Origin of the sequence: Streptomyces sp. ICN903, assembly GCF_022015835.1 — a bacterium.
In the GTDB taxonomy this organism is placed as follows: Bacteria; Actinomycetota; Actinomycetes; order Streptomycetales; family Streptomycetaceae; genus Streptomyces; species Streptomyces fenghuangensis.
In genome coordinates this window covers 1-11371 of sequence record NZ_JAKMAY010000192.1, presented here as the reverse complement: position 1 = coordinate 11371, position 11371 = coordinate 1, and the positions used below count along the sequence as shown (strand labels likewise).

Sequence of the window (11371 nt, the reverse complement as noted above, 5' to 3'; positions counted from 1 at the left end):
CGGAGGGGACGGAGGCCGGCAAGGGCTGGAAGCGCTTCCAGGAACAAGGTGTATGCCTCCGTCGTGCCATCGACGGTGATTTCCCGAGTACTTGACAGCCCAATGGACCCAACCACACGATACCTGTCACAGCGAGGGCTCCGGAGGCTGGGAGCGCTTCCAGTGGGAGCGCTCCCAGAATCTCCACCGAACCCTTGCGTGTGTCCTCCCCGCCGGAGAGCCCGCCGTCGGCAGGAAGACGTACCACCGCACCTCCTTCAGCGCGTCGCACGCCCGGAGCGCGGGCGCGTGACGCTCCCCCCACCAGGAACCCGAGGTACCGACATGCGCCGCAGCATCCGCGCCCTCACGGCAGCGCTCCTCGCCCTGCCACTGGCGCTCGCCGCCGCTCCGTCCGCCCACGCAGCCGACCCGACCACCATGACCAACGGGTTCTACGTGGACCCCGACTCCAGCGCCAAGCGGTGGGTCGCCTCCAACCCCGGCGACGGCCGGGCGTCCGCGATCAACGCCTCCATCGCCAACACCCCGACGGCCCGCTGGTTCGGCTCGTGGAGCGGCGCCATCGGCACGGCCACGGGCGCGTACGCGGGGGCGGCGGACCGCGCCGACAAACTGCCCCTGCTCGTCGCCTACAACATCTACAACCGCGACTACTGCGGCGGGCACTCCGCGGGCGGGGCCTCCTCGCCGTCCGCCTACGCGAGCTGGATCGCGCAGTTCGCCGGCGGAATCGGCAACCGTCCGGCCGTCGTGATCCTGGAGCCGGACTCGCTGGGAGACTACGGCTGCATGACGCAGGCCCAGATCGACGAGCGCGAACGCATGCTCACCGGGGCCCTCACCGAGTTCAGCCGCCAGGCCCCCAACACCTGGGTCTACCTCGACGCGGGCAACCCGGGCTGGGCCGCCCCGGCGACCATGGCCCAGCGTCTGCACGAGGCCGGCCTCCGGCAGGCCCGCGGCTTCTCGCTCAACGTCTCCAACTACTTCACCACGGCCGAGAACACCGCCTACGGCAACGCCGTCAACAGGGAACTGAGGGCCCGCTACGGCTACACCAAGCCGTTCGTCGTGGACACCAGCCGCAACGGCAACGGCTCCAACGGCCAGTGGTGCAACCCCTCGGGCCGCCGCATCGGTACCCCCACCCAACTGGGCGGCGGCGCCGAGATGCTGCTGTGGATCAAGGTTCCGGGCGAGTCCGACGGCAACTGCGGCGTCGGAGCCGGCTCCTCGGCCGGCCAGTTCCTCCCCGAGGTCGCCTACAAGATGATCTACGGCTACTGATCCCCGAATCCCGCGAGCCCGGCCCGGGGACACCCCGCACGCCTTGAGGAGCGCTCGGCAACTCCCGGCCGTAAGAAGCGCCCCGCGCCCGCGGGACGCCGCAGAAGGCGGAGCGGACCGGGCAGGCTCCGCCCCCCCCCCGGTCGTCCGTGCCGGCGCGGCGGGCAGGGCACCGGCCCGCCGCGCCGCTCCATCCGGCCTCTCAGCGACCCGCGCAACGCGCCCGGGACGGCCCGGGCGCCGCGGGAGAAGCCGGATGGAGCCCCGCCTGAGGCCCGGCATCAGCGGGCGGCGCCTGCCGCCTGCGGAGAGGAACCGGGACAGGGCCGGCTCGGTTCGCCGACCTGCCGGCACGGCAACACACCAAGCCCCGGACATCTCCCGAATCGGAGGACACCCCCCATGCTCCGCCACCGCCCGACCCGAGGCCGCCGCACGGCCGGCCTCCTCGCCACAGTGTTGGTGGCCCTGCCGGCCGGCCTGACCGCGGTCGCGCCCACTCACACGGCCCACGCCGACACCGCCACCCTGGGCGAACTGGCCGAGGCCAAAGGCCGTTACTTCGGCTCCGCCACGGACAACCCCGAACTGTCCGACACCCAGTACACGCGGATCCTGGGCAGCGAGTTCGGCCAGATCACCGTCGGCAACACCATGAAGTGGCAGTACACCGAACCGTCCCGGGGCCGGTTCGACTACACCGCGGCCGAGGAGGTGGTCGACCTGGCCGAGTCCAACGGCCAGTCGGTGCGCGGACACACCCTGGTGTGGCACAACCAGCTGCCGAGCTGGGTCGGCGACGTGCCGGCCGGTGAGCTCCTCGGGGTCATGCGCGACCACATCACCCACGAGGTCGACCACTTCAAGGGCCGGCTGGCCCACTGGGACGTGGTCAACGAGGCGTTCGAGGAGGACGGCAGCCGCCGGCAGTCGGTCTTTCAGCAGAAGATCGGCGACAGCTACATCGCCGAGGCCTTCAAGGCCGCCCGCGCGGCCGATCCGGACGTCAAGCTCTACTACAACGACTACAACATCGAAGGCATCGGCCCCAAGAGCGACGCCGTCTACGAGATGGTGAAGTCCTTCAAGGCCCAGGGCGTCCCCATCGACGGCGTCGGCATGCAGGCCCACCTGATCGCTGGCCAGGTCCCGGCAAGCCTTCAGCGGAACATCCAGCGCTTCGCCGATCTGGGCGTCGATGTCGCCATCACCGAACTCGACATCCGCATGACCCTGCCGCGCACCGCCGCCAAGGACACCCGGCAGGCCGCCGACTACGGCGCCGTGGTCGAGGCGTGCCTGGCGGTCTCCCGGTGCGTCGGCATCACCGTCTGGGACTACACCGACAAGTACTCCTGGGTCCCCTCCGTCTTCCCCGGTGAGGGCGCCGCCCTGCCGTGGGACGAGCACTTCGCCAAGAAGCCCGCCTACCACGCCATCGCCGCCGCGCTCGGCGGCGGCAGCCCCGAACCCGGCGGCGACTGCACCGCCACCTACCGCGTCACCAGCCGGTGGCAGGGCGGCTTCACCGCCGAGATCACCGTCGGGAACGGCCACACCGCGCCGATCGACGGCTGGACCGTCACCTGGACGCTGCCCGGCGGCCAGTCCATCAGCCACGTGTGGAACGGATACCTCACCGTCGACGGACAGAAGGTCACCGTCCGCAACGCCGGCTACAACGGCACCCTCGGCAGCGACGCGAGCACCACCTTCGGCCTCCGGGGCGAAGGGACGGCCGGCACCCCGGCGGACGTGACCTGCACCCCTGCCCAACCGTTTGGAACTCCGGCGTAGCCGGTCGGCGTCCGTTCGCCGGCGGCTCGCCGTGCCGGGAGGAGCCGGTACCGGAAATCCTCACGCCGACCCGCCCGGCGCCTCCACGGGCCGCGGAACTCCCGCGACCCGTGGACCGGAGAAGCCTGGCGGGGCGGGAGACGGTGCGGTCTTCACCGCGGCGTTCGCTGTCGGCTGACCGCTGTCCCCGGGTGTGGTGGTGAGGCGGCCCGCGTTGCCAGGATGGCCGCCATGCTCTCGTTTTCTGTACAGGCCGTACCGAATGACATGAGTTCCTGGACTGCTCTCGCCCGGCGCTGCGAGGCGGCCGGCTTCGACGCGCTGCTCGTCCCCGACCACCCGGGGGCGGCGGCCTCCCCGTTCGTCGCCCTGGCGGCCGCCGCGCCGGTCACCGAACGCATCGGCCTCGGGCCCTACGTGGCCAACGCCGGAGTGCGCGAGCCGCTGCTGCTCGCCTCCGACGTCGCGACCCTGGACGTCGTCTCGGGCGGCCGGGCCCGGCTGGCACTGGGCGCCGGGCACACCCCCGCCGAGTGGACCATGACCGGCTCACGGCGCCCCGACGTCGCCGGACGCGTACGGCGCTTCACCGCCGTGGCCGAGGCCTGCCGCACCCTGCTGGCCGGGCAGGAAGTGACCCTCGACGGCCCGGAGGTGTACGCCCGGTCGGCCCGGCTGGAGAATCCGCGCCCGGTGCAGGACCGGGTGCCGTTCACCTTCGGCGGCGGCAACTCCACCCTGCTGCGGTGGGCGGGCGAGCACGCCGATGTCGTCGGGCTGAGCGGGCTCGGCCGCACTCTGCCGGACGGGCACAGCCACGAGGTGCGGTGGCGGGCCGAGGACATCGACCGGCAGGTGGAACTGGTCGAACGGGGAGCAGCCGGGCGGGGGATCCCGCCCGCGCGCGAGGCACTCGTCCAGGTGGTGGAGATCACCGACGACGCGGAGTCGGCCGCGCACCGTTTCGCCGAGCCGACCGGGTGCACCGTGCGGGATGTCCTGGCCGCGCCGTACGCCTGGATCGGCACCGAGGAGGAGATCGCCGCCTCACTGGCCGAGTACGAGCGGCGCTGGGGCATTACTCGCTATGTGGTGCGTGAACCGGCCCTGGAGGACGCCGGGAAGCTGCTCGCCCGCCTCCGCGCGGACCGAGTGGGACCGTGAGCCCGGCCGCAGGACCGCAGCCATGCCAGGCGTGTCCATGGCCGGCGGCCGCCGGCCCTGCGGCAGGTGCCGGCGAACACGGAGCCGATCGGCGCGGTGGGCAGGCGGTCGCTCCGCCGGCCGGGCCCGGGCGGGCCGCGTCCAGCAGCACGTCCAGGAGACGGTGGAGAGCCCGGTCGCCGCCGGTGGGAGGACCGCGACGCGCCACTCGCAGTGCGAGGGGCGGATCAGCTCTCCCACGGCCAGGCCGCGTTCCGCCCGGCCTCCAGCAGCGGCACCATACGGAACGCGGCGTCGGTGAGCCCACCGAAGGTGTGCCGGTTCGCTCCGCCGGACGGCGCGTGCCCGGCCCGGTACCCGGCGAGGTTCCACGTGTACATCGGCACGCTCGCCGGAATCGACTCGGTCACCTCCCGCACATCGTGCCCGGCCTGCTCGTCGGTGACGATCACGACCCGGTCGTGCCCGGCGTACTCCTCGCGGAGTGCCAGCGCGGTGTCGGTGCCGCCGCCGAGGAACCAGCCGCCGTCCTTCCACCGGCCGACCGCCCGCAGCAGCGACTCCCCACGCCCCAGTGGGAACCTCTTCGTCCTCGCCCCCGGGGAGTCGCCCAGGTAGTAGCGGGCCGAGGAGAACGACACGACGTCCGCCTCCGCGCACCGCTGCCCCAACGCGATCCCGAACAGCGCCGCGGCATCCCACCGCTTGACCGTGCCGTCCCTGGAGAACCCCTCGTTCATCGATGAGGAGGTGTCCACCAGGACCAGCGTCCGCCCCGACAGCGCGGGCACATTCGCCAGTGCTGCGGTCAGGGCCTTCTCCAGCGCGTACCCCCACCGCAGCGACGGCGCCGCGACGTACGCGGAGTAGAACCGCATCGGCAACTGCCTCGAGCGCGCCACTTCCTGCGGATCCGCCAGGCGCCGCGCGATCTGCTGGGCAACCTCGTCACCGACCCCGGCCTCGTCGAAGTTCCGCAGGTTCCGCAGCAGCGCCATGTACCCCATCGACGGGATCACGGCCTCCCACGCCGCAGAGTCCATCGGACCCTGCAGCCACCCGGCGAGCGCCTCCCACGTCATGCCCGCGTCCCGCAGCGCCACCTGCGCGGCCGGACCGGACAGCAGCGCCCGCCGCTCGGCCGCCGGGATGGCCGTCAGGCGCGCCCGCGCGCGCAGCGTCAGCAGCGACTCGGGGATGTCCCGGTCCCGGCCGTGCCGGCGGTCTATCGCGTGCCGGAACAGGTCACCCTGCCACGCCGCGGCCGGCTTGGGGTGCACCAGCTCGATCACGTCACCGAACCGGAAGCCACGCGCGGCGGTGTCGTACTTCAGCAGCGCCCGCTCGGTGTACAGCCCCCTCAGCGCGTCCTCGATGCCGCGTTTGACGGGCTTGGGGATCGCCCGGCCGTACCGGGACGTCCAGTACGCCAGCAACTCGCCCGGCTCGTCCGCGCGCTGCAGCACCGACGCGATCACCGCGCGGTTGGAGACCGCGGGGTGCGGCAGGCCGTCGCCCTCCCGCCGTCCGCTGCCCGGCTCGGCGGTCTCGTGGTCGCCCGCGGGGCGGCTGCCCGCAGCCCGCAGACGCGCCCTGACGTACTCGGCTGCCCCGACGATCGCCGCGGTGCGCATGTTCCCGCCGGTGCGCAGCCACTTCAGCAGGCCGGCGGTCCAGGCCGGGTCCTCCACCGCGAGCTGTCGTACGAGCCGGGTGAAGCGGTCGTCACGCTGCCCGCCGGTCTCGTAGAAGGTGTCCTGTCCGACGAGGTTGGTCACGGCCAGTAGGAAGAGCTCGCCGCGCGGGTCGCGCAGGTGGCCGGCGCCGCCGTGGTGGGTGGTCGTGCGTCCACCGGTCGTGGTGACGGGGGAGGAGCCCGCGGGGAGGGCGGTACGGGTGTTGAAGCGAGCCATGGAGAGCCCCTCTCTGTGGGAGGAGAGGCGTCCGGCAAAGCGGGGCGCCCGAGAACAGGGTCGGCGGACGGAACGTGGTGCTCTGGGCCGCTGAGCTACACCGGCCGTACGGCCGGCGGCGGGATTCGAACCCGCGTCTTTCTCTTGAGAGGAGAAGTACCACCCGCCTGCGCACCGGGCGCCCCCCGATGCTTGAGCCTCCCGAGATCAGGACGGCTGCGGTTCTGCGGGACTTGAACCCGCGCACCCGAAGGTGCTTCGCCGGAGAAGTAACCGCAGCCTGCGCACCGGGAGGTGCAGAGGTATGAAGTTGTGGGCCCGGAGAACAAGGTCGGCGACGGGAACGTAAGCGCTCTGCCGGTTGAGCTACCGGCCGAACTCACGCACGGCCGGACAGGAGTCGAACCTGCAACCACTCGATCCCAAATCGAAGTACCCGTCACCTGCGCACCCGGGCACGCTCACTGTAGGTCATCCCGCTGACAGCGAGAACTGAATAACAGCGCCTGTGGGTACGGCTTTTCGCCTGCGGCCGGCGGCATCGCGCCTCCTCGCGCCATGGGGGCGGGGCGTACGGCCGCGGCCCACCGGGCGGTCCGCCCACGCTCGGATCGCCACCACCGGTCCGGCCGGCCGCGCCGGGCCGGTTGTCCGGAACCACAGCCCTGACCCATCATGAGGCGGGTGACGACTCCTTCACCGGGCACGGCCGGGACCGCGCGTACTCCTGCGTCGCCGGGCGGGGGAGAGGACCCCGGTAACGCACCCGGTATGGTCCGGGTGCCGGGGCCGGAGCCGGACTGGCAGTCCGCGGCTGTCCCGCCGTACCACGTGGGCAACAACCCCGTCTCCCAGCACAGTCTGTGGCAGGCCGCCTCCACCCTCTACCGGCTGGTCGCCGGGCTGAGGCCGCCGCTGGAGGCACTGGCGGCCCGGCTGCGGCTGGAGGTGGAGCACACCTGGGAGGACCCCGGCCCGGTGGATGCGGCCCTGTTCCGCCTGCGGCGCACCGAGTTCGCCTTCACCTGGGTGCCGGGCAAGGACTGCACGTTCGTGTGGGTCGACCGGTACCACCAGGACGTCGAAGCCGCTTTGGAGATCCTGCTCGACGTGCTCGGGGTGGGGCGCGAGGCCGTGGCCTTCACCGAGGACGACCTGAAAGCCGAGCAGTCCGGCACGCTCGGCTGACCCTCCCGCCGCCGGTGGCGCGCGGCCACGACAGTCACGACGGGGGACCGCAGCACCCGCCCGGGAACCGGGCCGGCCTCCCTCGTGGCCGGGTCCGCGCGGCAAGACCTGTCCCGGAGCGTTCTCAGAGCCCGCAGCCCGCACCGTCCCGGAGGGTGAGGCGGGCCCGGGGGCGCCGTGCCGGCCGGGCGGCGGGGGCCGGCCCGGCGGTCAGATGCGCCAGGCGCGGATGCGGTCGGCCACCTGGTAGACGGTCGCCTTGCGGTCCTGGATGGCGCGGACCAGGTCCACCAGCGCTCCGTACGGGGGGTCGATGCCCTGGCCGCAGGCGTGCATGTAGGCGGCCGTGACCTGGCAGGCGTACAGGCTGTTGCGGTACGGCAGCGGCTCCAGCCGCACCAGGGTGTGCAGCAGGGAGGCGGCCCGCCAGGCCGGATCGGGGTCGGCGGCGTCCGGGTGGGGGATGCGGGTCCTGTGCCGGGCCACGGCCGCGACCAGGGCCGAGTAGTCGGCCACCGACAGGTCCTCGGGCACGGCTTTCTCCTGGATGTCCAGCAGCCAGGAGACGTCGATGTACAGCGGGTTCATCAGGCGGCTTCGGCCTCGCGGGCGCGACGGGCGGGCGGCACCTCGTCGGGGAACGCCTCATCGAACTCCGCCCGGTGCTCCTCGCCCCAGGTCAGGGCGTAGCCGGTGAACTGCAGACGCTGCTTCTCGCGCAGCGGCAGGTCGTGGACGTACTGCTTGAGGGACTTGCCCTCGGCGGCCGCGGCGGCGCGGACCGCCTCCAGCTCTTCCTCGGTGAAGGTGATGTTCAGTGACGGCATACCCCGCATGGTACCTACTTGGTACCTGACCGGCCAGGGAGGACGGCCGCGCACCCCGCGACTCGCGGTCACCGTCCCACTCGTCGTGCTGTCACTCGACGCCGCCGGGGTAACGGCTGGGCACGCCGCCTCCGCGGACACAGGCAGAACGGCCCTGTGGCCGGTGGGGCCTGCGGTTGTCCTGGCGGCCCTGCGGCTGACACGGGCAACGCGGCGGATCCGCTCAGCTCACCGCCCGAAGGCTGAAGACCGGTCCCGTTCGGAGGGCACGCCTCAAAGCTCTGGCTCGACTCCCGAGCCCGGGGGTGGGCTCCTCTTTGCCGTGGGGCCGTCCCGCCCGCCCGGCTTGCTGTCCCGGTGGCGGTCCGACGGGGCATCCTTGTCGGGGTGTTCCGTTCCGGCCTGAGATGATCAACCGGGCCGTATGGACAAACGCAGAGGCGGGGGAGCATGGCCGAGTTGGTGTTGATCGGCGCCTTGGCGCTTGCCGTCGGCGGGTGCGTATGCGTGGTGTGGGCGGAGCGCGGCGGGCCCCGCTGGGTCCGCGTTGCGGCGGCCGTGACGCTCGCCGCGGGGGAGGTGCTGCGCCGCTCCGGGAAGAACCAACGCCGGGGCCTGAGCCGGACCGGCGGCGACGGTGGCGGTGAGTAGAGAACCGCGTGGAGGCCGACGGCCCGCCCGTGCCCGGCACGATGCCACGTCTGGCGGTACGCATCGGCTTCCGTACGCAGGCGGGCACCGGCGGCAACCGACGCCGAAGGCCGCGGCCGGGTCCGACCATGATCCCGTGCGCCTGGCGGCATCCGAGTGGCAGAGCCTGCGCCAGGAAGCGGACGAACTGGAGTGTGCCTGGAGCGAGACGTACCAGGCTCTGGTCGAGGCGGCGCACGCCGAGCCGGTGCTGCGCTCCCTCTACCCGTTCACGAGCCACTGGGCGCTGCGTTTCTCGACCACCACCCGCCCGCGCCTGACCGCCGTCGGACCGTGCCTGACGGCGAACAGCGACGGCACGTACGGGGTGAGCGACGGCGTTGCCGGCCCGGACCTCGGCCGGTTCGCCACGGCGCACGAGGCCGTGGCGCTGGCCGTGCGCCTGCTGCCGCCCGGCCTCGGCCCGGTCGCGCTCGGCGGATGACCGGGTGTGGCACCGCCTCTTCCAGGTCTTCGGGCTGCGGCCGACCCGGCTCGAAGCGCACGACGGGCGGAGGCGCCCCCCACCCCCTCTACTCGTCACATGGACGTGGCCGGCTCACGTCCGGCACTTCCTGTATCGATGGCTGCCCCACCTTCACTGGTGCCGCCCCCCGGATGGCCGACCGGCTTCACGTATGCGGGGTTCGGTACTGTCGGCCGGTATGACAGACGCCGCGCCCCGGGCGCGTTTCCTGGTTCTCCACGACTACGGATGGGTGGGTTGTGGTGGTGGGTGTGGGCCCGGTCGGCCCGGGAGGTGACCGAGCGGCTCGCCGAGGTCGAGGTGGTCGATGACCCGGAGGCCGTCGAGAGGGCCGGGGCGTGGGAGCTGGAGGAGACCGACATCGACGCGCCGGTTCTGCCCGGCGGCCTGGGCGAGCTGCGCGCCCGGCGCGATGCCCAGCGCGGTCGCCCCGGGTTCGGCGCGCTGGCCGACCGGGCCGTCGTCCACCTGCGCCTGGACGGGCTCTACGGGGACGATGACCGGTCGGTCTACCTGATGGAGGTGGAAGGCGACGGGCGCAGGCTCCGGCAGGTGGAGCTGACCGAGGACGGGACCGCCCTCAGAAGCGGGCCGGAGGACTGGATCTTCAACCCGCCCGTGGTGGATCTGTTCGACCCCGACCTGCCGGAGAAGGAGATCGGTCGGGAGGAGTTCGAGGCGCGGTGGCGCCGGGCCCGCCACGACGACAGTTACCTGTAGCCCGGCGCCCGGAATTGCCGGCAGCGGGCGGGCTGCCCCCGGACGGCCGACCGCGCTGTCCTGGGCGCCCCGTGCCGCTTGCTTCCTGTCTCAGTTCCTCACAGGACGACCCTGTCGGGTCTCTGTCGGGATCCTCGGGATCCCCCGATGTCAGCGCGTCGCTCGCCCGCGTGTTGTTTCTCGGCGGCTCCTCAGGAGGGCGGTTTCGTAGTCGTCGAGAGTGCGACCGGCCACCCACCCCTGGGACTCGGCCCTGGACACGTCCAGGACCACGGAACGCGCCAGCTGGTCGACGGCGTAGCGGGTGAGCGGCGGCTCCGCGTGCGGGCGCAGCCGGGCCGGCGCCTGGGCGGCGCCCGCCGCGGCCCGGGCCACCGGCAGCGGGATGTGGCCGATGCGCGCCCGTACGCCGTGGGCGCGCAGGACCGTCCGGACCGCCTCGTCCCGTTCGTACGGCGCCGGGTCGGCGATGTTGTACGCGCCCGCAGGCCAGTCGGCGGCCATGAGACAGGCGTCGGCGAGGTTCTCGACGGCGGTCAGACTCAGCCGCACGCCGGGTCCCGGCAGCAGGAGCAGACCACGGCGGACGCGGGACAGCAGCCGGGGCACCAGATGCGGGTCCCCGGCGCCGTAGACCGCCCGTGGCCGCAGCACCACGGCGCCCGCGGCCAGCGCCAGCGCCTCGCCGGCGGCCTTGGTGCGGCCGTACGCGTTCAGGTGCCCGCGTACCGGATGGTCCTCGGTGATGCGGGCGCGCCCGGCCCCGGGCGCGTAGACGCTGGCGCTGCTCACCCACACCACCGGCCGGCCGGCGGCCCCCTCCAGCAGCCGCACCGTGCCGTCGACGTTGACGGCGCGCATGGTGGCCTCGGCGGGGGAACCGGGCACCGGGTCGCCGACGGCCGCCGCGCAGTGCACGACGAGATCGGCGCCGGACAGGTCCGGCACCTCGCGCGCGGCGTCCCAGGGGATGTGCCGGCCGACCGGGCCGGGGCGCCGTCCGACGCACAGGACGTCGGCGCCGCGGGCGGCGGCCGTGGTGGCGACGTGCGAGCCGCAGAAGCCGCTCGCGCCGGTGACGGCGATCGTGGTCATCCGCCCTCCGGGGATCTACGGGCCTCGGCCGCCCGGACGGTCAGGGAGCGCCAGCCGGGCAGGGCCGCGCCCCGGTCCACGCGGGCGCGCGAGACGGTGGGGCGGTGAGGGGCGAGCGAGGCGAGGGTGTCGTCGAGCTGGGCGCGGGCCAGGCGCGCACCGGGGCAGGAGTGGGGGCCGGTACCGAAGACGAGATGGGC

At 73.2% G+C, this 11371-nt stretch carries 10 protein-coding genes, 2 tRNA genes and 1 pseudogene; 6 read left to right on the top strand and 7 right to left on the bottom strand.

Annotated features, from left to right (window positions below; translation table 11 throughout):
* Positions 1-324: 324 nt before the first annotated feature.
* The 3 genes from L7D48_RS19105 (at position 325) to L7D48_RS19095 (ending at position 4251) form a co-directional block, all read left to right on the top strand.
* The gene (locus L7D48_RS19105; protein ID WP_237880677.1) at positions 325-1290 is read left to right on the top strand and encodes a glycoside hydrolase family 6 protein; all 966 of its coding nucleotides are present in this window, start codon (positions 325-327) and stop codon (positions 1288-1290) included.
* Positions 1291-1752: 462 nt separating this feature from the next.
* The gene (locus L7D48_RS19100) at positions 1753-3087 is read left to right on the top strand and encodes an endo-1,4-beta-xylanase (RefSeq protein WP_237880676.1); all 1335 of its coding nucleotides are present in this window, start codon (positions 1753-1755) and stop codon (positions 3085-3087) included.
* Between the two features lie 267 nt (positions 3088-3354).
* Positions 3355-4251 (top strand): LLM class flavin-dependent oxidoreductase, encoded by an 897-nt coding sequence (locus L7D48_RS19095; RefSeq protein WP_237880675.1) that lies wholly within the window; start codon positions 3355-3357, stop codon positions 4249-4251.
* 227 nt (positions 4252-4478) lie between these two features.
* Here the strand turns inward: L7D48_RS19095 and L7D48_RS19090 are convergent, their stop codons facing one another.
* The 3 genes from L7D48_RS19090 to L7D48_RS19080 all read right to left on the bottom strand — a co-directional run bounded on the left by L7D48_RS19090 (position 4479) and on the right by L7D48_RS19080 (position 6618).
* Complete coding sequence (locus L7D48_RS19090) at positions 4479-6164, bottom strand: TROVE domain-containing protein (RefSeq protein WP_237880674.1); 1686 nt, start codon at positions 6162-6164, stop codon at positions 4479-4481.
* 110 nt (positions 6165-6274) lie between these two features.
* Positions 6275-6335, bottom strand: a tRNA-Ser gene (locus L7D48_RS19085).
* Between the two features lie 214 nt (positions 6336-6549).
* Positions 6550-6618 (bottom strand) — tRNA-Ser (locus L7D48_RS19080).
* 317 nt (positions 6619-6935) lie between these two features.
* Here L7D48_RS19080 and L7D48_RS19075 point away from each other — a divergent pair.
* A complete protein-coding gene (locus L7D48_RS19075) occupies positions 6936-7352 on the top strand; it encodes a hypothetical protein (protein ID WP_237880673.1) in 417 nt (138 codons plus the stop codon).
* A gap of 210 nt (positions 7353-7562) precedes the next feature.
* Here L7D48_RS19075 and L7D48_RS19070 read toward each other — a convergent pair whose 3' ends face one another.
* On the bottom strand, positions 7563-7940 hold the full coding sequence (locus L7D48_RS19070; RefSeq protein ID WP_237880672.1) for a toxin Doc: 378 nt from the start codon (positions 7938-7940) through the stop codon (positions 7563-7565).
* A complete protein-coding gene (locus L7D48_RS19065; RefSeq protein ID WP_237880671.1) occupies positions 7940-8179 on the bottom strand; it encodes a hypothetical protein in 240 nt (79 codons plus the stop codon). Before L7D48_RS19065 ends, L7D48_RS19070 begins: the two co-directional genes overlap by 1 nt.
* A 787-nt stretch (positions 8180-8966) precedes the next feature.
* Between L7D48_RS19065 and L7D48_RS19055 the strand changes: the two genes are divergently transcribed.
* Both L7D48_RS19055 and L7D48_RS19050 read left to right on the top strand, forming a co-directional pair.
* Positions 8967-9314, top strand: a complete 348-nt coding sequence (locus tag L7D48_RS19055) for a DUF6193 family natural product biosynthesis protein (protein WP_237880669.1) — start codon at positions 8967-8969, stop codon at positions 9312-9314.
* Between the two features lie 270 nt (positions 9315-9584).
* Positions 9585-10076 carry a hypothetical protein gene (locus L7D48_RS19050; protein WP_237880668.1) on the top strand — a complete coding sequence of 164 codons (492 nt, stop codon included), beginning with the start codon at positions 9585-9587 and terminating at the stop codon, positions 10074-10076.
* A 150-nt stretch (positions 10077-10226) separates the two neighbouring features.
* On the opposite strand, the gene L7D48_RS19045 is transcribed toward L7D48_RS19050, so the two are convergent.
* Positions 10227-11171: an NAD(P)-dependent oxidoreductase gene (locus tag L7D48_RS19045; RefSeq protein WP_237880667.1), complete on the bottom strand. Its 945-nt coding sequence runs from the start codon at positions 11169-11171 to the stop codon at positions 10227-10229.
* Positions 11168-11371 (bottom strand): annotated as a pseudogene (locus tag L7D48_RS19040) (cytochrome P450); the annotation flags it as partial. The gene L7D48_RS19045 and the pseudogene L7D48_RS19040, both read right to left, overlap by 4 nt.